This window comes from Mycobacterium triplex, from assembly GCF_000689255.1.
In the GTDB taxonomy this organism is placed as follows: Bacteria; Actinomycetota; Actinomycetes; order Mycobacteriales; family Mycobacteriaceae; genus Mycobacterium; species Mycobacterium triplex.
This window is the reverse complement of the sequence record NZ_HG964446.1, coordinates 3436354-3462089: the sequence shown is the minus strand read 5'-3', so window position 1 is coordinate 3462089 and position 25736 is coordinate 3436354. Positions and strand designations below refer to the sequence as shown.

At 66.8% G+C, this 25736-nt stretch carries 28 protein-coding genes; 13 read left to right on the top strand and 15 right to left on the bottom strand.

Annotated elements, in window-relative coordinates; translation table 11 throughout:
- The first annotated feature begins 112 nt into the window (after positions 1-112).
- A complete protein-coding gene (locus BN973_RS16025; protein ID WP_036469318.1) occupies positions 113-1684 on the top strand; it encodes an FAD-dependent monooxygenase in 1572 nt (523 codons plus the stop codon).
- On the opposite strand, the gene BN973_RS16020 is transcribed toward BN973_RS16025, so the two are convergent.
- The 4 genes from BN973_RS16020 to aceA all read right to left on the bottom strand — a co-directional run bounded on the left by BN973_RS16020 (position 1671) and on the right by aceA (position 6282).
- On the bottom strand, positions 1671-2834 hold the full coding sequence (locus BN973_RS16020; RefSeq protein WP_036469317.1) for an LLM class flavin-dependent oxidoreductase: 1164 nt from the start codon (positions 2832-2834) through the stop codon (positions 1671-1673). The genes BN973_RS16025 and BN973_RS16020 overlap by 14 nt on opposite strands.
- Positions 2835-3021: 187 nt before the next feature.
- Entirely contained in the window at positions 3022-3414 is a 393-nt protein-coding gene (locus BN973_RS31070) for a hypothetical protein (protein WP_036469315.1), read from the bottom strand.
- 144 nt (positions 3415-3558) lie between these two features.
- Complete coding sequence (locus BN973_RS31065; protein ID WP_156959178.1) at positions 3559-3786, bottom strand: hypothetical protein; 228 nt, start codon at positions 3784-3786, stop codon at positions 3559-3561.
- A gap of 204 nt (positions 3787-3990) precedes the next feature.
- Complete coding sequence (aceA, locus tag BN973_RS16005; protein WP_036469309.1) at positions 3991-6282, bottom strand: isocitrate lyase ICL2; 2292 nt, start codon at positions 6280-6282, stop codon at positions 3991-3993.
- A 310-nt stretch (positions 6283-6592) separates the two neighbouring features.
- Between aceA and BN973_RS16000 the strand changes: the two genes are divergently transcribed.
- Positions 6593-6967, top strand: coding sequence for a hypothetical protein (locus tag BN973_RS16000; protein WP_036469307.1), 375 nt, complete (start codon positions 6593-6595; stop codon positions 6965-6967).
- Here the strand turns inward: BN973_RS16000 and BN973_RS15995 are convergent.
- Positions 6964-7671: an MBL fold metallo-hydrolase gene (locus BN973_RS15995; protein ID WP_036472516.1), complete on the bottom strand. Its 708-nt coding sequence runs from the start codon at positions 7669-7671 to the stop codon at positions 6964-6966. The two genes, BN973_RS16000 and BN973_RS15995, sit on opposite strands and share 4 nt — an antisense overlap.
- Before the next feature lie 337 nt (positions 7672-8008).
- On the opposite strand from BN973_RS15995, the gene BN973_RS15990 reads away from it, so the two are divergent.
- Both BN973_RS15990 and BN973_RS15985 read left to right on the top strand, forming a co-directional pair.
- Complete coding sequence (locus BN973_RS15990; protein WP_036469304.1) at positions 8009-9013, top strand: synaptic vesicle VAT-1 family membrane protein; 1005 nt, start codon at positions 8009-8011, stop codon at positions 9011-9013.
- A gap of 68 nt (positions 9014-9081) precedes the next feature.
- A complete protein-coding gene (locus tag BN973_RS15985; protein ID WP_036469302.1) occupies positions 9082-9597 on the top strand; it encodes a YbhB/YbcL family Raf kinase inhibitor-like protein in 516 nt (171 codons plus the stop codon).
- Between the two features lie 4 nt (positions 9598-9601).
- On the opposite strand, the gene BN973_RS15980 is transcribed toward BN973_RS15985, so the two are convergent.
- Positions 9602-11176 (bottom strand): phytoene desaturase family protein, encoded by a 1575-nt coding sequence (locus tag BN973_RS15980; protein WP_036469300.1) that lies wholly within the window; start codon positions 11174-11176, stop codon positions 9602-9604.
- 114 nt (positions 11177-11290) lie between these two features.
- On the opposite strand from BN973_RS15980, the gene BN973_RS15975 reads away from it, so the two are divergent.
- On the top strand, positions 11291-11890 hold the full coding sequence (locus BN973_RS15975) for a TetR/AcrR family transcriptional regulator (RefSeq protein ID WP_036469298.1): 600 nt from the start codon (positions 11291-11293) through the stop codon (positions 11888-11890).
- Here BN973_RS15975 and BN973_RS15970 read toward each other — a convergent pair.
- Both BN973_RS15970 and BN973_RS15965 read right to left on the bottom strand, forming a co-directional pair.
- Positions 11887-12432 carry a TetR/AcrR family transcriptional regulator gene (locus BN973_RS15970; RefSeq protein ID WP_036469297.1) on the bottom strand — a complete coding sequence of 182 codons (546 nt, stop codon included), beginning with the start codon at positions 12430-12432 and terminating at the stop codon, positions 11887-11889. The two genes, BN973_RS15975 and BN973_RS15970, sit on opposite strands and share 4 nt — an antisense overlap.
- Entirely contained in the window at positions 12429-12764 is a 336-nt protein-coding gene (locus BN973_RS15965; protein WP_051641286.1) for a DUF962 domain-containing protein, read from the bottom strand. Before BN973_RS15965 ends, BN973_RS15970 begins: the two co-directional genes overlap by 4 nt.
- A gap of 86 nt (positions 12765-12850) precedes the next feature.
- Here BN973_RS15965 and BN973_RS15960 point away from each other — a divergent pair, with 86 nt between their 5' ends.
- Positions 12851-13678 carry an alpha/beta fold hydrolase gene (locus BN973_RS15960; RefSeq protein WP_036469295.1) on the top strand — a complete coding sequence of 276 codons (828 nt, stop codon included), beginning with the start codon at positions 12851-12853 and terminating at the stop codon, positions 13676-13678.
- A gap of 10 nt (positions 13679-13688) precedes the next feature.
- Here BN973_RS15960 and BN973_RS15955 read toward each other — a convergent pair whose 3' ends face one another.
- The 3 genes from BN973_RS15955 to BN973_RS15945 are packed head-to-tail and all read right to left on the bottom strand — an operon-like array spanning position 13689 to position 16564.
- Positions 13689-14402, bottom strand: coding sequence for a hypothetical protein (locus BN973_RS15955; protein ID WP_036469292.1), 714 nt, complete (start codon positions 14400-14402; stop codon positions 13689-13691).
- A gap of 8 nt (positions 14403-14410) precedes the next feature.
- Positions 14411-15862, bottom strand: coding sequence for a class I adenylate-forming enzyme family protein (locus BN973_RS15950; protein ID WP_036469290.1), 1452 nt, complete (start codon positions 15860-15862; stop codon positions 14411-14413).
- A 15-nt stretch (positions 15863-15877) separates the two neighbouring features.
- On the bottom strand, positions 15878-16564 hold the full coding sequence (locus BN973_RS15945; RefSeq protein WP_232232210.1) for a hypothetical protein: 687 nt from the start codon (positions 16562-16564) through the stop codon (positions 15878-15880).
- A 193-nt stretch (positions 16565-16757) separates the two neighbouring features.
- On the opposite strand from BN973_RS15945, the gene BN973_RS15940 reads away from it, so the two are divergent.
- The 5 genes from BN973_RS15940 (at position 16758) to BN973_RS15920 (ending at position 20008) form a co-directional block, all read left to right on the top strand.
- Positions 16758-17240: a carboxymuconolactone decarboxylase family protein gene (locus BN973_RS15940; protein ID WP_036469289.1), complete on the top strand. Its 483-nt coding sequence runs from the start codon at positions 16758-16760 to the stop codon at positions 17238-17240.
- Positions 17241-17257: 17 nt separating this feature from the next.
- Positions 17258-17899 carry a nitroreductase family protein gene (locus tag BN973_RS15935; RefSeq protein ID WP_036469287.1) on the top strand — a complete coding sequence of 214 codons (642 nt, stop codon included), beginning with the start codon at positions 17258-17260 and terminating at the stop codon, positions 17897-17899.
- Complete coding sequence (locus BN973_RS15930; RefSeq protein ID WP_036469284.1) at positions 17899-18393, top strand: SRPBCC family protein; 495 nt, start codon at positions 17899-17901, stop codon at positions 18391-18393. Before BN973_RS15935 ends, BN973_RS15930 begins: the two co-directional genes overlap by 1 nt.
- Positions 18394-18465: 72 nt before the next feature.
- Positions 18466-19023, top strand: coding sequence for a hypothetical protein (locus BN973_RS31380; protein WP_051641285.1), 558 nt, complete (start codon positions 18466-18468; stop codon positions 19021-19023).
- A gap of 19 nt (positions 19024-19042) precedes the next feature.
- Positions 19043-20008: an FAD-dependent oxidoreductase gene (locus tag BN973_RS15920; RefSeq protein ID WP_036469280.1), complete on the top strand. Its 966-nt coding sequence runs from the start codon at positions 19043-19045 to the stop codon at positions 20006-20008.
- On the opposite strand, the gene BN973_RS15915 is transcribed toward BN973_RS15920, so the two are convergent.
- The gene (locus BN973_RS15915) at positions 19992-20411 is read right to left on the bottom strand and encodes an anti-sigma factor antagonist (RefSeq protein WP_036469279.1); all 420 of its coding nucleotides are present in this window, start codon (positions 20409-20411) and stop codon (positions 19992-19994) included. The two genes, BN973_RS15920 and BN973_RS15915, sit on opposite strands and share 17 nt — an antisense overlap.
- A 70-nt stretch (positions 20412-20481) precedes the next feature.
- On the opposite strand from BN973_RS15915, the gene BN973_RS15910 reads away from it, so the two are divergent.
- On the top strand, positions 20482-21447 hold the full coding sequence (locus tag BN973_RS15910) for an enoyl-CoA hydratase/isomerase family protein (RefSeq protein ID WP_232232092.1): 966 nt from the start codon (positions 20482-20484) through the stop codon (positions 21445-21447).
- A gap of 4 nt (positions 21448-21451) precedes the next feature.
- On the opposite strand, the gene BN973_RS15905 is transcribed toward BN973_RS15910, so the two are convergent.
- Both BN973_RS15905 and BN973_RS15900 read right to left on the bottom strand, forming a co-directional pair.
- Positions 21452-21853, bottom strand: coding sequence for a phage holin family protein (locus BN973_RS15905; RefSeq protein WP_036469275.1), 402 nt, complete (start codon positions 21851-21853; stop codon positions 21452-21454).
- A 78-nt stretch (positions 21854-21931) separates the two neighbouring features.
- Positions 21932-22999: an amidohydrolase family protein gene (locus BN973_RS15900; protein WP_036469273.1), complete on the bottom strand. Its 1068-nt coding sequence runs from the start codon at positions 22997-22999 to the stop codon at positions 21932-21934.
- Between the two features lie 56 nt (positions 23000-23055).
- Between BN973_RS15900 and BN973_RS15895 the strand changes: the two genes are divergently transcribed.
- Entirely contained in the window at positions 23056-24327 is a 1272-nt protein-coding gene (locus BN973_RS15895) for an MFS transporter (RefSeq protein WP_407067583.1), read from the top strand.
- Between the two features lies 1 nt (position 24328).
- Here BN973_RS15895 and BN973_RS15890 read toward each other — a convergent pair whose 3' ends face one another.
- Positions 24329-25615 carry a competence/damage-inducible protein A gene (locus tag BN973_RS15890; protein WP_455429685.1) on the bottom strand — a complete coding sequence of 429 codons (1287 nt, stop codon included), beginning with the start codon at positions 25613-25615 and terminating at the stop codon, positions 24329-24331.
- Between the last annotated feature and the right edge of the window lie 121 nt (positions 25616-25736).

The following is a 25736-nucleotide window of genomic DNA, read 5'->3' as shown; positions in this document are numbered from 1 at the left end:
GAGCCATCGACCTGCCGCGCCTGATAAGCGGCTAGCGCCGCAACATGAAAACGGCCGCTGTCAGTTGAGTCGGCGTTTGTCGGCCCACTCCCCAACTACTAAGCTGGCCTAAGTGATTGACGTCGTCATCGCCGGTGGCGGTCCCAACGGGCTGATGCTGGCCAGCGAGCTCGGATTGAACGGGATCCGGCCGGTGGTGCTAGACCCGATGCCCGGGCCCAATCCCATGCGGCGAGCCAACGGCGTTATCGGCCAAGGGGTTCGGATCCTGGACCATCGCGGTTTGTACGGCACGCTGTCGGGAACCACGGAGCCGCCCCGGCTCAACCCGCGCCCGATGTTTGCGGCCTTCCCGTTGGACCTGACGTCGATGATCGACTCGCAGGTGTACTTGCTGCCCGTCCAGCAGCCCCGGCTGGTTCAGACGCTCGCCGATCGGGCCGTCGAGCTCGGCGCCGACATTCGCTGGGGCCACGCGCTCACCGGGTTCGATCAGGACGCCGACGGGCTCACGATCGATGTCGCCGGGCCGGCCGGCAACTATCGACTGCGGGCCGAGTACCTGATCGGGGCCGACGGCGGCACCAGCATGACCCGCAAGCTGGCCGGTATCGAGTTCCCCGGCATGTCGTCGTATGACCTGGTCGCCCGGATGGGCTTCGACGTGCTCCCGCCCGCGGACTGGATCGACCCGGTCAGCGGCGGACTGGACATCCCCGGGTTCGGCCGGGTGCCGCCCCTGCAGTTCCATCGGACCGATCAGGGCGTGTTCGCCTACGGCGCGCTCGGTGGCCGGGCGGCGATGATCGTCTTCGAGCTCGATGGAGCGGCCCGCGAGGAACCCCTGGACGATGCCGACGACCAACCGCCGATGAGCCTGGCCGAACTGGAGGCCAGCGCCAAGCGGGTGCTAGGTGCCGACGTGCCGCTGCGACCGGTGTCGCCCGACGCACCGCTGGATCTGCGCAGATTCTGCGGGATCAATTCGCGGATCGCATCGCGGTATCAGACGGGACGGGTGATCCTGGTCGGCGATGCCGCGCACGTCCACTCCCCGATGGGTGGGCCGGGACTCAACCTGGGGCTACAGGATGCGGTGAACCTCGGCTGGAAGCTCGCCGCGGTGTTGCGCGGACGCGTCGAGCCCGAATTGCTCGCCACCTATGAGGCGGAGCGCCGGCCGGCCGCTGAGCGGGTCATCATGCACAGCCGGGCGCAGCTGGCCCTGGTGCGCCCCGGGCCCGAGGTCACCGCGCTGCGGCAGCTCTTCTCCGAGCTGCTCACCGATTCCGGGATCGCCCGGCGTCTCAGCGACCTGATATCCGGGGCCGAAAACCGTTACGGCACAGACCTCGACGCGCATCCGCTGACCGGGTACTGGGTGCCCGACTTCGGTGTGACGAACGACGGCGCGACGAGACGGGTGGCGGAGCTGGCCCGCACCGGACGACCGCTACTTGTCGATCTCACCGATTCCGGCTGCCTGGCTGCCGCGGTTACCGATGCCGCCGAGCGGCTCACCGTCGCCGGCGGACAGCCGGACCGCCAGGTGCCGGCCACCGCGCTGCTGGTGCGCCCCGACGGTTATGTGGCGTGGGCATCCTCGGCGGCATCGCCGGATGTCGACGAACTTCGCCGCGTGCTCACACGGTGGTTCGGACTGGGCGGGACTACTTGGCGTTGAGCTCGTCCTGGTACTTCTTGGTCATGTGCTCGACGGCCTGGTTCTGTGACTCCGCCAGCCCTTCGCGCGCTTCGCTGGCGCGCGCGGCGGCATCCAGCGTGGGCTGCGCCTGACCCTGGAAGTGCGGCATCACCTCGGCGGCGAACAACTCGGCGGACCGCTTGGTGGCCGCCGGGTTGGCCCACTCGTGGCCCATCTGCAGCACGCAGCCGAACCCGCCGGATTGGTCCCACATCCGCTGCACCTGCGCGCGCGCCTGCTCGGGTGTGCCGATCACCCCGGCACCGTTGCCGTTGATGACGTCGATCATCTCGTCGATCTGCTCACCCGGCATCGTCATCTGCGGGAACGCGGCCACCTTCTGGAAGTAGCGAAACCACGGCTCCAGCCCGAATTTCACGTCTTCGCGGGCCTGCTTCTCCGTCTCGGCGATGTGGAACAGCGAGACCAGGCTCCAGTTCCTGCGGTCGACCGTGGTGCCGAACGTCGCGGCCCGCTCTTCGACGATGTCCCAGTGGTACCGCAGCGCGTTGAACCCCTCGATCGTCAGGGTCGCGCCGATCGAGAGCAGGCCGATGCCGTGCCTGCCGGCCAGCCGCGCACCGGTCGGGGACGCGACCGCGGCCACCGCCAACGGAACCCCGCCGTCGGAGTACGGGGCGAGTTGCAGCTTGGCATTGTGGAGTTCGTGCGTCGGGGTCTTGGCGCTCACCGTTTCTCCGCGCAGCAGCCGCACGACGATGTCGAGGTTGGTGTCCAGCAGCTCCCGGGTGTCGGTCGGGGTCAGGCCGATCATCGACGAGTCGCTGGGCAGTGAGCCGGGACCCACCCCGCCTATCACCCGGCCGTGGGTGAGGTGGTCCAGCATCATCAGCCGGTCGGCGACCCACAGCGGATTGTGATACGAGAGCGAGATGACCCCGGTGCAGAGCTTGATCCGCTTGGTCCGCTCCGCCGCGGCGGCGATGAAGATCTCCGGCGAGGCGATGAGTTCGCTGCCGGCCGAGTGATGCTCGCCGACCCACGCTTCGTCGAAGCCCAGGGCATCGAGGTGTTGGACGAACTCGAGATCCCGCTGCAGGGCCAGCGTCGGGTTGGTGCCGGCGCGGTGGAACGGCGCGATGAAATATCCGAACCTGAGCTTCGCCATTGAAGGTCTCCTTGCAGTCGCGTTGCGGAGAACCATAACTCAGGCTGGCGGGCCTCAGCACAGATCAACCGGCCCGACGACGCGGATTGTCTCAATCGCCGCGGTTGTGAACATGCTCAGCCGAGGGGGCCAGGTCGACATGGCCCCCTCGGCTACCGCGAGCAAGTTTTAGGGTGCGCGAGCGCGGTCAGTTGCCGCCGCAGATGTTGCCGACGCAGCCACCGCCGCCGCCGGGTCCGCCGCCGCCACCACCGACGCCGGGGATACTGCCGCTACCGCCGCCGGGCCCGCCGCCACCGGTGGGACCGCCGGGAATGCTGCCGCCTCCGCCGCCCGGTCCACCACCGCCGGTCGGGCCGCCGGGGACGGTGCCGCCTCCGCCGCCCGGGCCGCCGCTGCCCGTCGGGCTGCCCGTGCCGGGAGCCGTCGACGGCGCGACGCTGGACGTCGAGGTGTTTGTGGTCGTCGTGGTTGTGGTGCTGCTAGGCGCTTTGTTGCCGCCGCCGCCGCAGCCGACCGTCAAAGCGAGCATGGCCGCCCCGCCGAAAACCGCAACTGCCGTCCGAGCTTGCGCTCTCATCAGACTCCCCTCCCGACACTCAGCGAACTCTTTCGTTCTTACCCGCTGGTGTCTCTCGCAAACCCCACCAATGTGGGGCGGACATGACGGTGGCCCATCTCGTAGACGAGATGGGCCACCGTGGTTCGGGTGCGGGTTGGGCGCTTACCCGCAGTTGAGGCCCGAGATACAGGCGACGAGGACGGCCTTGTGCACGCTGCCGGGGGCGACTGCCACGTTTTGACTCGCCGGCGTGACGCTCGACGACGAGTGGGTCGCCGGGGCGGGCGCGGGAGTGACCGGGCTGGGCCCGACGCCGCCGACTCCGACGACGAGGGCGAGTGCGCCCGCTGCACCGAAGGTGGTGATGGTCATCTTGGTTGAAGACTTCATCGAAGTGTCCTTTCGCCGTTCTGCTAGCTCTGCTGCACGTCTGTTAAATAAACAATATACACCTATGCAACTATTGCTGGAAGCGAAAGTAGTGATGTGATCGCTTTCACGCTTTGGGCAGGCAGGGGCGCCAATCGGCGTGACAGGACGCGCGTACCCAGCAGCGGACGGCGCACGGGGGACCCCGCGGCTAGGCGGTGATGGCTAGTCTTCCTTGGTGATCAGCTTCCGCAGCGCCACCCGGTCGGCCTTGAGCAGATCGGCGATGCGCGGCTTGTTCACCTCGGCGACGATGATCTCCCCGACCTCGGGGTAGACCTCGCTGAAGATCCCGTGGGACTTCATCTTCTCGGTCTGATACAGGTTGTCCTCGGTGGGCGTGACGTAGTAGACCGCGTCGGCCTTGAAGCGGTGCACCAGCCAGAGGTGGATCAGCGTCATCAGCCGCTTCTGGCGCAGCTTCTCGCTGAAGGTGTTCTGGTCACGCACCTGCAGGATGCTGCGGCCGTGCCGGTCCTTGATCGGGTCGACGACGACGTTGGCCAGCTGCTCGTCGCCCTCGCCTCTGATCGCGAGCTCCAGCACGTCCGAACCGGCGCGGCGAGGCCGCAGCGTGACCCGAAGTTTCTCGCCCAGCTGGTAGTGCTCGCTCCACAGCGCCAGCCACTCCTCCAGCAGCTTCTTCGGCACCTCGGTCTGCACCAGATGCTGGTGCTGCGTCGAGCCCTTGCCCATCGCCTTGGTCGTCGCGGTGCGGCCCGACGACGCGGCCAGCGCGGCATCGCTACGCGGCCCGCCGACCAGGGTCTGCGGTGTCCGGTACGGCGACTCGACCAGGCGCATCTTGCGCTGCAGCCGGGCCAGCGCCAGCATCCCATCCTGGCGCAGGTTGGCGGCGAACTCCTCGGCGGCGACACCGTCGATCTGGTGCCCGCCGTAGGTGATGAAGTTGAAGACGAAGCCCATCTTGCCGAGCTCCTCGGGGAAACGCTTCATCTCCTCGTCCGTCATGCCGGTGGTGTCCCAGTTGAAGGACGGCGACAGGTTGTAGGCCAGCATCTGGTCGGGGAACTCGGCGTGGATCGCGTCGGCGAACTGCTTGGCGTCGGCCAGGTCCGCGGTCTTGGTCTCCATCCAGAGGATGTCGGCGAACGGTGCCGCCGCCAGCGATTTGGCGATCGCGTACGGAATCCCGCCGCGCACTTGGTAGTAGCCCTCGGGCGTCCTGGCCAGCTCGGGGCTCCAGTCCGGCGTGGCACCCAGCTCCCGGGCCTTCTCGCGCGCCGCGTAATGCGACGTCCGCGCGGCGAACTTGCGCCACTCGTCGGGGCTCATCGTTGCCGGTTCGTCGTGTTCGCTTTCGCCGAACGCCAGCACCTCCGCCACCGCGTCGGCGTAGGTCATCAGACCGGCATCGTCTTCCCAGGCGGCCACGAACCGCGACTCGACCTGGTCGAACAGGTCGTCGATCGAGTCTTGTCCGTTCTGCCGCCATTGGTTGACCGCGTCGGAGACCAGGCCCAGGATCCCCTGCCGCTCGAGCCAGGCGTTGGCGATGCCGTACTCGCCGTCGGCGAGTGCGTAGAGAAGGTGACCGTTCAGCTCCTTGACGCCCAGCTCGTAGAAGCGCCGCATCAGCGCCAGGAAACAGGCCTTGTAGGACGGAATGTCCAAGTTGGTCGCCCCGAGCAGGAACGCTTGGTCGCGCTCATCGGAGTTGCTGTCGATCAGGTTCGCCGCCTCGGCGTCGGTACGCGCGACGATGATGCCCGGCACCCGCATGATGTCGAGCTGGAAGCGGGCGGCGTTGAGGCGCTTGATCTGTTCGTCGGACGGGACCAGAACCTTGCCGCCCTGATGGCCGCACTTCTTGGTCCCGGGACGCTGGTCTTCGATGTGGTAGCCGGGCACGCCGGCTTCCACGAAGCGGCGCACCAGGTTGCGGACGTGCGGGTCACCGCCGTGGCCGGTGTCGGCGTCGGCGATGATGAACGGCCGGTAGTCGTACTCCTTGGCCGTCGCGCGTTGCTGCTCGCTCATGTGTAGCCGCTGGTACTGCTGGTTGCGGTCCGCGGTCAGCAGCGCGCGCACCAGCACGGCGGCGTCCTCGGGCACCTGGCTCAGCGGATAGCTGGCCAGGTCGGGCCCGGGGTCTTCGGTGGTGGACCCCTTCGCCGAGGTTGCCCAGCCGCCGAGGTAGATGCCCTCGATGCCCATTCGTTTCATGCTCACGGCCTGCCCCGGTGAGTACGGGCCGAAGGTGGTGATGCTCTTCTTCGCCGCGAACAGTTCGCGCAGGCGAGGGTAGAAGGCCGTCGCGGCTTCGCGAGCCACGGTGTAGTCGGTCGGTATCGTGCCGCGCTGCTCTACTACCTGGCGGGCCGTGTACAGGCGAATCTTTCCGGCAAAGCGTGGATCGTCGAAGTAGCGCTGCGCGGCGGCGACGTCTTCGTCGAACGGTGCGGGGACCTCGGTGTCCGCGTCGATGATGGCCATGGCCTTATGCTCCCCTTCCGGCACGATTCCGCTGATCGTGAGTCTATCCCCGGACCCGGGATTTCAATCATCGTTACTTGGCCGAGTGCCGAGCCGGGCCAAACCCGTTGCCACACGGCGTACTTTGGGCGCCTCAACCGGGCGTCGCCGCGGCGTGTGCTGAAATCATTGTGGTGCAATGAATTTCGGTAGCGCTCGCGCGGTGGCGGCGCCGCGCACAGCCGGCTGGGGACCAAGGCAGCAAATTGCGTAGACGGGTAGATGAAAAGAATTCCACCCCCGCCAGCAAACTGCGAGTAAGGTCGGTCCGGTGCACACGGAATTGCGGTACGAGCGTTGGTATGCGCTGTTGTCCACGCCGTTGGGACTCGGGCCCAAAACCAGCGAGGTGCGCGTCGTTGACGGAACGCTCCACGTGAAGATGGGATGGGCGTTCGATGCCCATATCCCGATCGCGTCGATCGCTGGCGCGGAGGCATCCTACGAGCGCACGTTCACCGCGGGCGTGCACTATTCGAATGGTCGCTGGCTGGTCAACGGTTCGGGCAAAGGGCTGGTGGCCTTGACGATGGAGCCGCCGGTAACGGCGAAGGTTCCGCTGAGGTCGGTGGTGCTGCGCTCGTTGGTGCTCAGCGTGACCGATCCGGGCGCGCTGATCGCCGCCTGCACCGTCGCGACCGCCTAGCTCGAACGCTGTTGTAACCAGGCCCGCTGGCGGCGAATGAAATCCGCGTCGACGATCTTCCCGTGGCCCGGCACGTAAATCGCGTCGTGCCCTCCGATCGCTCGCACCCGATCGAGAGTCGCGGGCCAGGCCGCCACATCGGAGTCGGCATCGATGGCCGGGTCCGCGGACTCTTCGACGAGGTCGCCGGCGAACACCACGTGACGGTCGTGATCGTCCAACCCGGGCACCACGACGATCAAGTCCGACGTGGTGTGGCCGCGACCCGGGTGGGTGACCCGCACGTCGCGGTCACCGAGGTCGATGACGGCGTCGTAAAGCCCGCGCCGCGGCGGGCGGAGCGCGGCGATTGCCCGGTCGATTTCGGCGGCGTCCGCGCCATAACCGAGCGCGTCGGCGCGAATCTGGTCGTGAGCCGTTGTCAGGTAATCGGCAACCTCGGGTGCGCAGTGGATCTCGGCGTCGGTGAAAAACGAGGAACCCAGCACATGGTCGAAGTGCTTGTGCGTCAACACAATATGGGTGACGGAGCAAGTGGTGAGCTGTCGAACGTCCTCCTCGATCGCGCCCGCCTCGGTCAGCGTGGTGGCGGTGTCGACGAGTAAAGCCCCGTCGCGTCCGCGGATCAAGCCGACGGTGACGTCGCAGAACGGAACCCGGCAGCGATACACGCTCGGGGTCAATCGTTCCCAGGCGAATCGCATAGTGAGCAACTTAGCGTTATCTGCGATAACGCGGGTCGTTGGCGTGTCGGGAATTTCCGACATATAGTGCCGGAGCGTGGCGACTTCGGATCGCTTTTTCTCGTCCTGGCGAATCCGGTGCGACGAGAGCGGTGGCAGATTTTGACGCGCCAGCAACTTTCCGCCGGGCAACTCAGCGACCGGTTCGAGCTCAGTCGCCCCGCCGTCGCCGAGCATCTCAACTCGAGTGTTGGTGGGGCACAGCCGCTTTGACCTGAGCGATACGAGAATGGCGGCGTTCGACGGGCGGGTCCCGGGTGGCGCGACGTCGTCGGCCGGGCGTAGCGGAAGGAGCGGGATGCGCGCAGTCGTAATCACCAAGCACGGGGATCCCTCGGTCCTGCAGGTGCAGCAGCGCCCGGACCCGCCCGCGCCGGGCCCGGGCCAGCTACAGGTCGCCGTTCGCGCCGCGGGGGTGAACTTCGCCGATCACCTGGCCCGCGTCGGGCTGTATCCCGATGCGCCGAAACTTCCGGCGATCGTCGGTTACGAGGTCGCCGGCACCGTCGCGGCCGTCGGCGACGGCGTCGACCCCACCCGCGTCGGCGAACGCATCTTGGCCGGAACACGATTCGGCGGCTATGCCGAGACCGTCAACGTTGCTGCCGCAGATTCGGTCGTACTTCCGGACGCACTGAGCTTCGAACAGGGTGCGGCCGTCCCGGTGAACTACGCGACCGCCTGGGCGGCGCTGCACGGCTACGGTTCACTGCGCCGTGGTGAGCGGGTGCTGATTCACGCCGCGGCCGGAGGCGTTGGGACCGCGGCCATCCAGTTCGCCAAGGCCGCCGGTGCCGAGGTGCACGGCACCGCATCGCCGGCCAAACATGACAGGCTCGCCGAGTTCGGTGTCGACCGCGCGATCGACTACCGCCGCGACGGCTGGTGGAAGGACGTCGGCCCCTATGACGTGATCCTCGACGCCCTGGGCGGAACGTCACTGCGGCGGTCGTATCGATTGCTGCGCCCCGGCGGAAGGCTTGTCGGCTATGGTGTTTCGGCCATGCAGCAGGGCGAGAAGCGCTCGCTGCGCACCGCTGCTCCGCACGCGCTGTCGATGCTGCGCGGTTTCAATCTGATGGATCAGCTCTCCGAGTCGAAGACGGTCATCGGGCTGAACATGCTGCGGTTATGGGATGACCGCGGCTCCCTCGAGCCGTGGATCACGCCGCTGAAACAGGCGCTGGACGACGGGATCGCCGTCCCGATCGTTCACGCCGCGGTGCCGTTTGCGCAGGCCCCCGAAGCGCACCGGATCCTGGCGGCGCGAGAGAACATCGGCAAGGTCGTGCTGGTTCCCTGAGTCCGTCCGTTTGGGCGGCCGCGGCGCCGCGCTATCTTCTTTGGCCGCGGTTGGCGACACTGGTGGGTATGGGATTCACGGTGGCTCGGCGCATTGGCACGGTTCTGGCGGGACTGGTGGTGGCCGGCACCGGCGTCGCGCACGCCGCGCCGCTGACGATCAGCAGCCCGGCGTTTGCCAACGGTGCGCCGATACCGGTGCAGTACACCTGCAAAGGAGCCGACGTCGCGCCGCCGTTGACCTGGTCGGCGCCGCTGGGGGCGGCCCTCGTCGTCGACGATCCCGATGCCGTCAACGGGACCTACGTCCATTGGATCGTGACCGGCATCCCGTTCGGCTCCGGCAGCAGCGCCGACGGCCAGACGCCCGGCGGTGGGACCACCCTGCCGAATACGTCGGGCCAGTCCGCATACCACGGGCCCTGCCCGCCGGCGGGCACCGGCACTCACCACTATCGGTTTACGCTCTATCAGCTCCCCAACGACTATCAACTGCCCGGCGGCCTGGCGGGCGTGCGCGCCGCGCAGGCCATCGCCGGTGCGGCTACCGCGCAGGCGCAGCTGATCGGGACGTTCGGCGGCTGACCGGCTACCGGTCCTGCAGAATCTGATACGCCGCGTTGTAGCCGGGCGTGAACGTAATGCCCGGCCCGCCATGGCATCCCGCGCTGCCTAGGTAAAGGCCATCGATCGGAATCGGCATGTCGAGGAAGCCCTTCGGGCCCGGGCGGTTGGGCCCCATCAAATCCGGGTGCAACAGGCCGTGGCAGAAGTCGCCGGCGGGTGCGCCGAACATCGTGTTCATGTGGTAGGGCGCGAACGTGATGTGCCGGATCATGATGTCCTTGAAGTTCGGCGCGAACTTGGTGATCTTGTCGATAACACGCTGTGCCATATCGTTTTTCAGGTGGCCGTGCTGGTCGCGGTCGACTTCGACCGGGAAGGCGTAGGCGAATGCGCTTGCCGCGTGCTTGCCGGGCGGCGCCATCGCGGGATCGTGCACCGACGGGATCTGCATGCCCATCGACGGGTTGTCCGGAACGAGGCCCTGCCGGCAGATCTCCCATTGTCGCTGCTGTTCTTCGGGCGAGCCGAAGATCCCGACCGACTGTTGCATGCCCTCGTCGTTGAGGAATTCATACGGTGGTGCGAACTCCGGCAGCCCGTCCAGCGCGAAATGAATCTGGACGAAGGAGGCCCGGTGGTCGCGGCCGGAGACACGAGATACCAGTTCCGCGGGAACGTGTTCGGGTGCGATGAGTTCGGTGAGGGTGACGTCGGGCGAGAGATTGGAGACCACGATCGGCGCCGAGATCGTCGATCCGTCCCGCAGACGCACTCCGGACGTCTTCCCGTTCTCGACCAGGATCTCCTCGACCTTGGTGCGGAACCGGATCTCGCCGCCATGGGCGATGAACAGCTCCCGCAGGTGTTCGGTGAGTGCGCCGATGCCGCCCTTGAGTTTGGTCATCATTGCCGTGCTGGCCCCGTCGTTCTGGGGCACGGCTACTGCGAACGCCAGACATGCGGCACTGCCGGGTGTGTAGGGGCCACGGTAGGTGGAGTTGACGGCCAGGAACGCCAGCATCCCCCGCATCACCGCGTGCTTGTCCTTGTCGGGCAGGTAGCGGTTGATCACGTCCATTGCCGAACCGAACAACATTTCGTGAATCGCGCGGCGTTCGGCGTCATTGGTTGCGCAGGCGTACATTTCGTCGATCGTCTTGGGTGGCTGGCACACGTCGAAGCGGCCGAGTGCCCGCGCGGGCGCCTGGCTCCAGCCGATCAGCTCCGCCATACCCATGACGGCCTCGATGCCGTGCTTCTCGCTCAAGTGGGTCATCAGCTGCATCGGATCGCGATAGAACACCATCGGCTCTTCCCCGTGTTCGCCGATGTTGATCGACATCACGTCGGGCTCGATCGCGGGCAGCGTGTCGAGGCCGAGGTCCTTGGTGAGTTGGCTGGCCATCGGGAACTGCACCGAGCCCGCGATCTCGTAGCGGAAGCCGTCGATCAATTCGACCGTGGCCGCCATGCCGCCGGCGTAGGTATTGGCTTCCAGGCACACGGTTTGCAGGCCGGCGCGTTGCAGGATCGCCGCGGCGGTCAGCCCGTTGTGCCCGGCGCCCACCACGATCGCGTCGTATTTCGTCTTGTTCATAATCCTGGCCCTGTCCTGGGAGTCGGTGGTCTTCGCGTGACAAGATTATGTCAGTACTGACATGATGGGAAGATGTCAGTTCTGACGCAAGTGGTGAGATACGATCGGCCTGTCATGGCCGTCCCGATGAATCGCCACGAGCTGCGCCGACGATCGACGCACGAGGCACTGCGCCAAGCCGCGCTAAAGAGCTTCGCCCGCAAGGGGTTTGCGAACGTGACGGTCACCGAGATGGCGGCAGAAGCCGGCGTCACCGAACGCACGTTCTTCCGGCACTTCCCGACCAAGGAGTCGGTGCTGTTCGGCGACTACGAGACGCAGTTGGAATGGCTGTCCGAGGCGCTCGCGCAACGACCGGCCTCCGAATCGCTCTTCGACGCGGTGCTGGCCAGTGTCGCGACCTTTCCGCACGATCTCGAGGTGGTCCGGCAGGCCGCGACTGCCCGCGCCGAGTTGATCAGCGCCGAACGCATTGCCGGCCATTTGCGGGTGGTGCAATCCTCGTTCGCCGCGGTGCTGACCGATTTCATCAAGAGCCGCAAACCGGACGCGCCCGACATCGAGCTGGGCGCGGAGGTCGCGGGGTCTGCTTTGGCCGCGGCTCTTGTTGTGGCGGTGGAGCATTGGGGCCGCAACGGCTGTACCGACGACCTCGGCGAGCTGGTGGCCGCCAGTCTGGATGTGGTTCGCTCCGGGCTGGCGTCGCTGACCTAGTCCGGCGTACGAGACGCGAGTCGCAGCAGGCCGCGACGCAACTCGTCATCACGCTGCCGGGCGTCGAGTTCGACGAGAGCGATTTCGGCGACCGCCGCAACGAGCAGGGCCGCGATCGGCGCCGGCGACGCCCATCCGAGCGCCTCCAGGTCGGGCATCATCAGCATGGCCGCGCCGTGATTGCGCGCGGCGACCAAATCGGTCAACCCGGCCTCGGTACGGGACTGGACGAGCAATGCCTTGGTGGCAGGCTCGGCCAAACACCCGTCGAGATAGGCGTTCATCCCGGCCTCGAGCCGCTCGGGGCCGGGCGGCAGATCGGCCATCGCGGTTTCGATCGACCTCACCAGCTCGTCGTGAAAGCGGATGTGCAAAGCCCGCACGTATTCGGCGCGGCTGGGCCAGTGCTGGTAGAAGCTGCCCTTGGCCATGCCGGCCTCGGCGACGATCGCGTTCACCGAGATCCGGGCCAAGTCGGCGGTGCCCAACAGGCGCTGCCCCGCGTCCAGCAGCGCATTACGTCCGGGCTCAGGCGATCTCATCGCAGTCCCGCCTTGCGCTGGCTGCGCCGTGCCAGCATCTCGCCGTATTGCTCGCAGACGTCGATGACGCCGGTGAGTTGATACGTGATCCATCCCTTGTGCGTCGACGGGAGGTTCTTCTCGAACACGCGATGGCCCAGGATTTGGACGACCCAACCGCCGATGAACATCGACGCACCGACCTTTGGCCTGGCGAACATCAGCGGCAGGCCGGCCGCGATGATCGGTACGCCGAAGCGATGGGTCGCCTTGACCCCCTTCGACGTGTGTTGCGTGCGGTAGTAGGCCATCTTGTCGGCAAACGGCGCCTCGGGAGGCGGGGCTTGTCCCATCGCGATGCCCTCCTTGTCATGACGTTCCTATCCAGGTACCGTACGCCCTGACCGACCAGTCGGTCAACCGATCGAGAGGAACCAGCATGCCGACAATCCAAACCCGGGCAGGCCGGGTGGCCTATGACGAAATGGGCAGCGGGCCAACGGTTGTACTGCTGCACGCCACACTGCACGACCGCCACGACTTCGATCCGATCCGCGAGACGCTGGCCCGGCGTTACCGCACCGTCGCGGTGGACTGGCCGGGCCACGGAGACTCCGACCCCGTCGGCTCCGCCCTCGAGTCCAGTGCCCCGCTGTTCGCCGACGTGCTCGAGGATGTCGTCGACGGCTTGGGCCTGACCGGGGCCGTGCTGATTGGGAATTCGGTCGGCGGGTTTGCGGCCGCACGGTTGGCGATCACGCGACCCGAATGCGTCGCGGGACTGATCCTGGTCAACACCGGCGGCTTCGTTCCGTTGGGCCCGATGACGCGTGGCTTCTGCCGGTTCATCGGCTCGCCGGCGTTCGTCCGTCTCGGCGCGGCGGCGTTCATCCGGGGCTACATGAAGGCCCAGTCCGACAGCGACCGTGCGATCACCACCCGCGCGATAGCGGCGGCCAGAACGGCCGAAGGCGGCCGGACGCTGACCGGCCTGTGGCGAAGCTTTGCGGCGCCCGAGCATGATTTGCGAAGCCGCGCAGCCGAATTGACCGCGCCCACGCTGATCGTGTGGGGCCGCAAGGACATCGCGATACCGCTGCGCGCCGGGCGCGCCACGCACGACGCCATCGCGGGTTCTCGCCTCGAGATCCTGGACACCGGGCACGTGGTCTTCTCGTCGGATCCGGTTGGCTTCCTGGCGGTCGCCGAGCCGTTCCTGGAATCGGTCACCAGTGGTGCGATGGATACACGACGAAAGACCGTATAACACAAGAGATTCAGTACAACGGCGACCAGTCCGACGTCCGCAGCAACCGGCTCTCCCACTGATCGCGATACTTGAGGGCCTCGTACATGTAGCTGCCCGGCGCCCGGTACTCCGGCGGCACCTCCTCGGTCAGCAGATGGACGAGCGCCGCGTAGTTGTTGGAGTCGTCAATCTTCTGCCACAGCATGGCTTCTCGCCGCCGATAGCTTCCGTGCGCGACTTGGAAACAGGCCTGGATGTCGAGTATCCGCATGCGGGCCGGTGCCGCAGACAGCGGCCGATAGTAGATGTCGTTCCACGAGCGAATGTAGTCATCGAGTGGCGCCGAGGGCCAGCCGGTGTCTTCCATGAACAGGCTCAGCCGGTGTGTTGCGGCATCGGTCGGCACGGTCGCCAGGTCGACCGATTGCAGGGGCGACCACGTCACGGGCAGCAGGAGCTTGCCCGTCACCTCGTGGCGCAGGTTGTCCAGTTCGCGCATCCACGGTCGCAAGTCGCCCTGCTGGGCGCGCCGCGCCAGACTTTCCCAGGCCGCACCGTCGGTGATGCCCGTGATCGTGACGACGGTGTATGAGGGCCCGCTGCCGTGCGCGTGGTTGGTGTACCAGAGCAGCCGGGCATCGTCGTCGTTGGCCAGCGTGGGCATCCAGCCGTCGCGGTAGGCGGCCTCGAATTCGTCTTGGCGGGTACCCACCACCTTGTGCGTCTCGTGCAGAAACAGCACTTGGACTCCTAGCTGCCATCGGCGATCAGCGTGGCGAGCTGATCGCGGTTGACCTTGCCGATTGCGCTGTACGGAATGTTGTCGACGATCGCCAATCGCTCGGGCAGCTTGAAGTGGGCGATCGACTCGCGACAGTGTGCCCGCAACTCGTCCAGTGTGACCGGCGCGCAGGCCACCACCGCGGCACCGACTCGTTGGCCCAACTCGTCGTCGGCGATCCCGGCGACCGCGACATCACTGACTGCCGGATGTGAACGCAATGCCTCTTCGACCTCGACCGGTCCGAATTTCTCACCCCCGCGATTGATTGTGTCCTTCAGTCGGCCGCTCGGGAAGAGGTAACCGTCGGCATCTTGGCGACCGAGGTCACCGGTGCGCAGCCAGCCGTCGGTGACGTTCTGGGTGGTGTTCACCCACAGCTCGCCGATTGCTCCGGGTTCGACGTCGTCGCCCGTGTCGGGGTCGACCACCCGCACCTCGACTCCGGGTAACGGCCGGCCCACCGAACCGGCGCGAGCCGGGTCGTGGTGATCGTCCGGCAGCAAAGTCGTGTAGGCGCCCAGGGTTTCGGTCTGGCCGAACACGTTGGTCAACGCCACGTGCGGCAGCGCCGCCATGGCCCTGCGCACCAGACTCGGCGGTGCGGCCGCCGCCCCGTAGGCAATGGCGATCAGCGACGACAGATCGGTGTCGGCGAAGCCGGGATGGTCGATGATCCGCTGCAGCATCGTCGGCACCACGAACGTCGTGCTGACGCGGTGCTTCGACACCAGGCGCAGCCATTCGCCGGCGTCGAAACGCGACTGCACCACCGCTGTGTTGCCCGAATACAAGCTGCCGAGCAGGCCCAGCGCGCCGCCGACATGGAACAGCGGCACGGTCAGCATGCTCACCGAGGGCTTGCCGCCGGCCCGGAATGGCCGCGACATTCCGGTGATGCGCAGGCTGAGCCGGCGGCCGGTGATGGCGACGGCCTTCGGGAGTCCCGTTGTGCCGCTGGTGAATAGGATCAACGCGTCCCGGTCGTCGTCCGCATCGACGGTGTCGCCGGCGGATGACGCCGGCTCCCGGTCGCCGACGAGATCGGCGAGCGTCAACACCGTGGGGGCACCCGCTTCCCGGACCCGGGCGACGTACCGCTCCCCCGCGACAGCCACATCGGCGCAGCCCGCGTTGTTGCGCAGCGCCCGCAACTCCGGCGGTGTCAGCGCGGGATTCATCAGCGCGGGAGCGGCGCCGATGCGCGCCGCCCCGAGCAACGCGGCGATGGACAACAGGCTGGCGTCATCGACGACGGCGATGCGCGCTCCGGGTGCGACGCCGTGCGCGGCCAGGCTCGTCGCGCACTGCCGTACCGCCGTCGCCAGCTCGCCGTAACTGACGGTGCGCCCGTGCACGATCAGCGCGGTCCGGGCGGGATCTGCGCCGGCGGCGGCCTCGAGGATCGTCCCGGTGTTCATGCCGGTGCAGTACCCCTAAAACAGCGGTGACCACTCGGAGGTGCGCAGCAACCGGCTGGTCCACTGGTCGCGCAGGTCCAGCGCGTCGTACATCCAGGTGCCCGGAGCGCGGTACTCGGCCGGTATATGGCTGCGGAGCAGGTCGAGCAGCGCGTCTGGCCGGCTGATGCGCTGCATCAGGATCACCTCGCGCCGCACGTGACTGCCCAGGGCCGGCTGGAATGCGGCGTGCATCGACAGCATGGAGGAAGGCTCCTCGAGACTGCGGGCGTACACCTCGCCGCAGCGCACGATGTACTCCTCGAACTTGTCCTCGTAGGGCCACATGGTGTCTTCCATGTAGAGCGTCATCTCGTGCTCTCGCCCGTCCACCGGCACCTGGTCGAACTGGACGTGCAGCGGCGACCAGGGCAGCGGCATCAGCAGCTTCGCTTCGACCTCGTGGCGGAGCTCGTCGAGACCGCGCATCCACTCCTGAAGGTCGCCCTTCTGCACCCGCAAGGTCAGCCGCTCCCACGCCGCGCCGTCGCGAACCGCGGTCACGGTGACGACGGTGTACGCGGGGCCGCTGCCGTGTGCCTGATTGGCGTACCACAGCAATCGAGCGTCGTCGCCGCGCGCCAGGATTCTCATCCAGCCGTCCCGGAACGCCGCCTCGAACTCGTCTTCCTTGCGGCCGCGCACCGTGTGTAGTTCGTGCATGAACAGCACGCACAGACCTCCCATTCGCGGCGCTGGGCGCAAGGCCGCTCCACGGACGGTAACCCCGGCAGTTTTTCGCGTCCAGGGCGGGTTAGTCATATGCCTAATTGCGCCTAGTCGGCGGCCTAGACAGCCGAGTTGAGAATCTGGTTTGCTCAATTCGGTACCGTCCTTACCGGGCAGGAGTTTTCGCATGGCAAGGCTCGACGTGCCGGAGGGTCCGGGTGGCGAAGCAGCGATGATCTGGACGCTGCGGCCACAGCTCGGCGGCATGGTCGAAACCATGATCCGCGGCGCCTATCAGCAGAGCATCCTGCCGGCCGACGAGCGCGAGCTGGCCAGGATGCGGATCGCGCAGATCAACGATTGCGTGGCCTGTTCGGGTTTTCGCGCGCAGTCGGTGCTCGACGCGGGTGTAGCGCCCGAGCTCTACGACAACGTCGCCGCGTACGCCGACTACCCCGGCTACACCCCACGCCAGCGCCTCGCCATCGAATACGCCGAGCGGTTCGCCAACGACCACGCGTCGATGGATGACGCGTTCTTCCAACGACTTCGAGCATCGTTCTCCGACGAGGAGATTCTGGATCTGACGTTGTGCGTCGCGGTGTTTCTGGGACTGGGACGCGCCCTGACCGTGCTGGGTGTCGACCAATCCTGCGCCATCGACCTCTGACAACCCGGAAGGAACCAATGGACATCGCCACCGTCGACGAACTGCTGAGCACTACCCGCTCGGTTCGTAAACGCCTCGATTTGACCCGGCCGGTCGGTCGCGAGGTGATTCTGGAATGCATCCAGCTGGCGATGCAGGCGCCGACGGCCAGCAACACGCAGGACTGGCGCTGGCTGGTGATCACCGACGCGGACAAGCGCGCGGCCATCGCCGAGATCTACCGCAGCATCGGCTCGCAGTACCTGGCGTACGCCGTCGACAATGCGACGGACCCGCAAACGCAGCGGGTGTACCGCAGCGCCATGAACCTGACCGAGACGCTGGGACAGGTTCCGGTGCATGTCATCCCCTGTCTGAACCAGCGCATCGACACCGCCGAGCCGGGGATCGCCGCGGCCGCATGGGCGTCGATCATTCCGGCGGGCTGGAGCTTTCTGCTGGCGCTGCGCTCGCGCGGGCTGGGCTCGGTGTGGACGACGATGCATCTGTTCAAGGAGCAGGAGGTGGCCGAGCTGCTCGGCATTCCGCCGACGGTCACGCAGGCCGCGCTGTTCCCGGTCGCCTACACGATCGGCACCGACTTCCGCCCGGCCACGCGGCCGCCCGCGGAGACCATCACGTTTTGGAACAGTTGGATACCGGCTGATGGAGATGGCTGATGCAGTCCTACACCGTGCGATTCCACGTCGACGCGCCGCCGAAAAAGGTCTGGCGCGTGCTGCATCCCCCGGCGCCACCAGACGCGCCGCGGCCGCGGGTGCTCAAGTGGCCGACCGGCAGCATGGAAATCCTGAACGAGGGCAACGAAGCCGGTGAGGGCCTGGTCCGCACCTGCATCTTCGAAGTGCCCAAATACCTGCTGACCGGTGGCCGGGCGCGGTCCTGGGAGACCGTGACCGAAGCCGAGCTCAACAAGCTGTCGCGGTATGTGGCCGTCGGCGCCCCGTTGTGGTCGCGCGCCGAGGGATATCACGAGCTCGAGGAGCAGCCCGACGGCACCACCGTGCTGACGTTCCACGAGACGTATCACGCCTACAACCCGGTGCTGCGCTTCTTCCTCGAGCGCCCGGTGCACGCGAAGATTTCGCGGGACAACCTCGAGACCTACGAGCACGCGCTCGGTTACGCCGGCAAGGTGCGTCGGCTCCCCTAGGCGCTCCGATGCTGCTCGGCGGATTTCACAGCGATGTGAATTAGGTTCTCGACCCCGGTACCCTCGATGTCTATGGGTGCAGTACCGATCGCGGCAAGGTTGGTTGCGGCGAGTCTGATGGTCGCCGGCTGGGCCGCGTCCACCGCCGTTGCCAGCGCCGATCCCGATGACACGCGCGGTCCGGCACCCGGGCCTTCGCCAAGCCAGTCGGCACCGCCCGCACCGGCTCCCGCGGCGTCGCCGTCGGCATCACCCTCACCCGCACCGCCCGGGGGCGCGCCGAAGACGGTCATGGACAAAGACGGCCTGTACGCGGTGGGCACCGACATCGTGCCGGGCATCTACAGCAGCGGCGGCCCGGTCGGCGACGGCACCTGCTACTGGAAGCGGACGGCCAACCCGGACGGCGCGCTGATCGACAACTCGCTCACCAAAAAGCCGCAGGTGGTCAAGATCGAACCGACGGACAAGGCGTTCAAGACCGACGGCTGCCAGCCCTGGCAGCTGACCCCGGACGCCCCGGTACCCGCCGCCGTCCCCGGCCCGATCGCGGGGGCCCAATTGCAGGGCACCCTGGGCACTCTCAACGGGCTGCTCGGCCCGAACGGGATGCGCGTCCCCGGCACCTGACGACGACTAGCGTGGCGTCGTGGCCAGCGCGCAGCAGATCGTCGTCGTCGGTGCCGGAGTCAGCGGACTGACCTCGGCCCTGTGTCTGGCCGAGGCCGGGTGGCCGGTGCGGGTGTGGACCGCCGCGATGCCCGCGCAGACGACGTCGGTAGTGGCCGGTGCGGTCTGGGCTCCGCCGCGACCGGCCGAACGGGCCACCAAAACCCTGGCGTGGACCGAACATTCGCTGGGGGTGTTTCGCGAACTCGCCGCCGATCCCGGCACCGGGGTGCAGCTGGCGCCGGCGCTCAGCGTCGGCGAATTGACCGCGACCGAGGCGATGTCGTCGGCGGCGCGGCTGATCCCCGAGTTGCGGCCGGCCGAGCCGGCCGAACTGCCGGGGGGCTATCGGACCGGGTTTCGCGCGACGCTGCCGATGATCGACATGCCGCACTACCTCGGCTACCTCACGCGGCGACTCGCCGCGGCGGGCTGCGAGATCGAGGAGCACCCCGTGCAGTCGCTGGCCGAGGCCGCCGAGGCGGCGCCGATCGTGATCAACTGTTCCGGACTCGGCGCCCGGGCGCTGGTGGGCGACGACACGGTGCGGCCCCTGTTCGGCCAACATGTCGTGCTCGCCAATCCTGGTCTGCGGCAACTGTTTCTAGAGATCAACAATGGCCCGGAATGGGTTTGCTACTTCCCGCACCCGCAACGGGTGGTGTGCGGCGGGATCAGCATCCCGGATCGTTGGGACACCACTGCGAAACCCGACATCACCGAGCGCATCCTGGCGCGCTGCCGCCGGATCGAGCCGAGGCTTGCCGAGGCCGAGGTGATCGAGACGATTACCGGGCTGCGGCCCGATCGTCCGTCGGTGCGGCTGGAAGCCGAGCCGCTCGGGACGGCGCGCTGCATCCACAACTACGGGCACGGCGGCAATGGCGTGACGTTGTCCTGGGGTTGCGCGCGCGACGTGGTGCGGCTGGTCAGCCCTGATCGCTGACCGGCGAGAGCGCCATCTGGACGGTCTCGTACGTCGGCAGCAGCGGATGCAGTCCGCACGCGGCGATGGTTCGGGCCACGATCGGCTGGCTGGTCACCAGTCGCAGTGTGACGCCGCGACTGCGACATTCCGCCGCCTCGTGCGCCAGCGCGGCATAGCCGCACGACCCCATGAAATCGAGGTCGCACACGTCGATCACGAACGGACCGGGTGCGACGGTTTCGGCGGCGCCGCGGCTCAGCACGTCCTGCCACGCGGTCTCGTTGCTGGCGTCGATGTCACCGCCGACGTGGACGACTACCGAGGAACCGGTGCGCCTGGTGACCGTCCGCAGGCCGCTTGGCGCATGGCCAAGATACGACCCGTTGTTGGGCCGTGCGATTCCAATCGAGGCAGTGTCCATCTCTGCGACATCCCGTCGTCGTGGGCTGTATCGGGCGACGCCGTCCTTGTCCCAATTAAGGCCGGCAGGGTTGTCGTCAAACCGACCCCCGTCGGTTTTCACGTCGTTGCTAAGCATATGTGCAATTGAGATTTACCGAGTGAAATTGCGTAAATCGGCCAGTTTGCCTGCACCCGGCTGGCAAGCGAAGGTCACTGAAACCCTTACTATTTCAGTGACGGTAGCAACGACGAACCGAAACGGTGGAACACCCGTGAGCATCGATTACGCGCTTAACGCTCACATTGCCACCATTACGATCAACCGTCCCGAGACGCGCAACTCGCTGGATATGGAACATTTCCGCGATTTGGCTCACGCGTGGGCCGACTTCCGTGACGACGACGGCGCCTGGGTTGCTGTGGTCACCGGCGTCGGGCGGGATTTCTGCACCGGCGCCGATCTGAAGAAATTCATTCCCGAACTGACCGGCGACCTTCCCAAACCCGAGGGATGGGATGCACTGGACGCCATCCATGCCGTACTGCATCGCTTCCCGATCTACAAGCCGATCGTCGCCGCGGTGAACGGCACGTGTATCGCTGGTGGCTTTGAAATGTTGGGCTGCACCGACATTCGCGTCGCGGTGCCCGAAGCGCGATTCGCGGTGATGGAGCCCAAACGCGGGCTCTTCGCCGGCGGCGGCAGCACGGTGCGGCTGCCGCGCCAGATCCCGTACACCCTGGCGATGGAACTGTTGTTGACCGCCGACATGGTGGACGCCCAGCGAGCCCTGGAAATGGGGCTGCTGAACCAGGTCGTCCCGGCGCAGCGGTTGATGGACACCGCCTACGACTATGCGGAGCGGATCGCGGCCAACGCGCCGCTGGCGGTCTTTGCGACCAAGCAGTCTGCCGTCGAAGGGTTAGCGCTCGACCTCGAGTCGGCCTATGACAACGAAACCCGGCACAGCGATCGGGTTTTCGCGACCGAGGACGCCAAGGAGGGGCCGCGCGCATTCGCCGAGAAACGCCCGCCGCGGTGGCAGGCGCGCTGATCGATCAGCGGCGCGCGTGCCGGTCGACGTCGCGGACCACCAGGGACAGCAGCCAGCTCACGATCGACAACAGGATCGCGGCCCAGATCGCCGTCCACCAGAAGTGGTCGATCGCCAGCCCCCAGTGCGTGGTGTGCTCGGTGATTCGCGCGGTCAGCCACAGCATCAACGCGTTGACGACGATGTGGAAGAGACCAAGGGTCAGGATGTACAGCGGGATCGACAAGAACTGAACGATTGGCTTGATGAACGCGTTGACCAGACCGAAGATCACGGCCACGACGAAGATGATGCCGATTCGCTCCAGCGGAGTCTTGCCGCCGACGAAGCTCAGCCCGTGCACGAAGTGGGTGACGATCCAGAGGGCAAAACCGGTCAATGCAGCGCGTAGCAGAAAAGGGCCCATGCCCGAAGATCCTGCCACCCGCGGTCGCCGTCGGCACCGAATTGAGTGCCGGGCAGGCCCGTTGGATAGGCGGGTAACTCAGTTCAGCGCGTAGAAGCGTTGTGCGTTGCGCCCGGCGATCTTCTCCCGCGCCTCTTCGCTGATGTCGGCGCGGGTGCGCAGGTGCTTGGTGCTCTCCGGCCACTCGCCGTCCCAGTGCGGGTAGTCGCTGGCGAACATGATGAAGTCGGCGCCCAGCACGTCGATCACGCCGGGCAGGATCGGTTCTTCGGGCTCACACGTCACGAAGATGTTGCCCGCGGACAGGTATTCGTGCGGATCGCGCCGCCACCCGCGCTCGACCCAATCCCCCCGCTTCTCGTAGTGCTCGTGCAGGCGGTCCATGAAGAACGGGACCCAGCCCGCGCCCGCTTCGAGGAAGGCGACCCGCAACCGAGGATGGCGCTCGAAGACGCCGCCGGAGACCATCGCGGTCATCGCCGTCATCTGGTCGAACGGAAAGCTGATGCAGTGCACCTGGATGTAGTTGGTGAAGCGGTCCACCCCGATCTTCGGCAGATGAATCCCCGGGGCGCCGTGAATGCCCAGTGGCATCTGCAGTTCCACCGCGGCGGCGTAAAACGAGTCGAGATCGGGGTGATCCAGGTTTCGGGTCTTCAACGCCGGCGGGACCAGCGTTGCCACCAGCCCGAGCTCCTTGGCTTCGGTCATCACGTCGATGGCCGGCTGTCCGTGCTCGATCGGGGTCACGGCCACGCCGCGCAACCGGCCGCCCGACGAGGCGCAGTAGTCGGCGATCCACTGGTTGTACAGCCGCGCGAAACCCGCCGCGAATTCCGGGTCTTCGAGGCTTGGCGCACACAGTCCCAGGCTCGGATACAGCACCATCGTGTCGATGTGATCGCGATCGGCATCCCCCAGCACGCCGTCGGGCGACGAGCAGTTGATGTTGGGCGACTTGCTGATCCCGTGTTCGGGCGGACAACCGGCGCCCGGGCCGCGATCCTCCGGATAGTTGCGGCCTTCGATCATCAGCCGTAGGCGCCGGTCGGTGCTGGGCTTCACGTGGTCGGGCCACCGTTTGATCGCTTCGATCGCCAGCGAGGAATTTTCCGCGACATGTCCATCGGCATCGATGATGCGCATGTGATCGCAATCTACTCGCACGTGTTGGATGGTCAAACGGCTCGCGGTGCGCCACGATGCTTGACGTGACAACTCAACGGATCACCGCCGACCAGCGAAATTCGTTCATTGCCGCGATGTTGGGCTGGACGATGGATGCCTTCGATTACTTCATCGTCGTGTTCGTCTATGCCGATATCGCAAAGACTTTCCACCACAGCAAGGCCGAGGTCGCGTTCATCACGACAGCGACTCTGGTCATGCGCCCGGTGGGCGCCTTGTTGTTCGGGCTCTGGGCCGACCGGGTCGGTCGCCGAACGCCGCTGATGGTGGACGTGATCTTCTACTCCGTCGTCGGCTTCCTGTGCGCGTTCGCGCCCAACTTCACCATCCTGGTGATCCTGCGACTGCTGTACGGCCTTGGCATGGGCGGTGAATGGGGGCTGGGGGCCGCGCTCGCGATGGAGAAGGTCCCCGTCGAGCGGCGGGGCTTTTTCTCCGGTCTGCTTCAGGAGGGCTACGCCTTCGGTTATCTGCTGGCCAGCATCGGATCGCTGGTGGTGATGGACTGGATGGGATTGTCGTGGCGCTGGTTGTTCGGCCTGTCGATCATCCCGGCACTGATCAGCCTGATCATCCGCTACCGGGTGCAGGAGTCCGAGGTGTGGGAAGCCGCCCAGGACCAGATGAAGCTCACCAACACCAAAGTCACCGACGTGCTGCGCGACGGCAAGATCGTTCGCCGGTTCTTCTACCTGGTGCTGCTGATGACGGCCTTCAACTGGATGAGCCATGGCACGCAGGACGTCTACCCGACGTTCCTGGGTTCGACGGCCAATCACGGCGCGGGCCTCGACAGCGTGACGGTCAAATGGATCGTGGTGGTCTACAACATCGGTGCCATCATCGGTGGGCTGTTCTTCGGTTCCATGTCGCAACGGTTCAGCCGCCGCTACACCGTGGTGTTCTGTGCGATCTTGGGGCTGCCGATCGTCCCGATGTTCGCCTACTCGCGGACCGCGGCGATGCTGTGTCTCGGATCGTTTTTGATGCAGGTCTGCGTGCAGGGCGCCTGGGGCGTGATCCCGGCGCACCTGACCGAGATGTCGCCCGACGCCATCCGCGGCCTCTACCCCGGCGTGACCTATCAGCTCGGAAATCTGCTCGCCGCGTTCAACCTTCCGATCCAGGAGGCGCTGGCCGAGTCCCACGGCTATCCGTTCGCGCTGACCGCCACGATCGTGCCGGTGCTGCTGACCGTGGCGATACTGACGCTGATCGGGAAGGATGCCACCGGCATTCGCTTCGGTACCGCCGAAACCGCTTTTCTCCCAACGGAAGTCAAGTGAGCTAGAGCGGCGCTTGCTCGCTCAGCGCGCGACGCAGCATGTGCATCGCGACCGTCGCCGACCGCTCACGGACGTCGGAGCGGTTGCCCGGCAGCCGTAGGGTCCGGGTGACTATCTGGTCCGCGGCGCCGGGGCCGGCCAGCCGCACGGTGAAGCAGACCGTCCCCACCGGCTTGTCCGGCGTTCCCCCGCCGGGTCCTGCGATCCCGGTGATCGCGACGGCGGTATCGGCGCCGAAGCGCTGCAGGGCGCCGGCCGCCATCGCCTCGGCCACCGGCTCGGACACCGCGCCGTGCGTATCGATCAGCGCCGCATCCACGCCGAGCAGCTGGATCTTCGCGTCGTTGGAGTAGCTGACCACGCCGCCCATCACGTACGCCGACGATCCGGGCCGGTCGGTCAGCCGCGCGGCCAGCAGCCCCGCTGTGCAGGATTCCGCGGTCGCTATCCGGCGCCCGGACAGTAACCGCGCGACGAGATCGTCCACCTGCGATCCGTCTTCGGAGTACAGCTGCGCAGAGTGCCGGTCGCGCAGCAGCCGGGTCAGGTGGGCGTAGGCCGGCGCCGCGTCCGGCTCGTAGCGGGTCACCATTTCGATCTCGCCTCGCCGAAGGCAGGTGGTGATCTCCAGCGAGGAGAATCCGGCGACGGAATGCTGGGCGTCACGCAGCGTTTCGGCCAGCCCGGACTCGGGCAGCCCGAACATCCGGATGGTCTCCTGGCGGTAGATCGTCCGGCCGGCGATCGCCCGCTGCGCCGCGGGCGTCTCGATGGCCTTGTGCCACATCGGCTGAAGCTCACGCGGCGGTCCGGGCAGCACGATCACCGCGGGCTTTCCGGGCACCACCACACCCGGGGCGGTGCCCACCGGATCGAGCACCTGCGCGCCGGCGGGCACCATGGCCTGTTTGCGGTTGGCCGCGCGCACCGCGTCGAAACTCTCCGAATCGAAGTGCGCCATAAGCTTTTTGAGGATGTTGGCGATCTTGGCTTCGACTTCTTCGTCGAGCACCAGTTCGCGCTCGCAGAACCGCGCCACCACCTCGACGGTCATGTCGTCGGCCGTCGGGCCCAGCCCACCGCTGGTCACGATCAGGTCCACACCCTGGCCGGCCATGAAGCGCAGTTGGGCCTCGATGTCGGAGGGGCGATCCCCGCAGATGGTGATGTGGGCCAGCTCCACGCCCAGCTCGAGCAGCCGGTCGGCGATCCACGGGCCGTTTCTGTCTTGGACGCGTCCGGTGAGGACTTCGGTGCCGGTGACGACGATGCCTGCGCGTGCGCTCACCGGCATGAGCCTACTGGCGCCGCCGGGTCACCATGGCGTGAGTGTGCATCCGTGGCGTGCAGTGTGCGCGGACGGCGGGGACACGCCGCTTGGGGCCACCGGGGATGCACACGAGACGCCG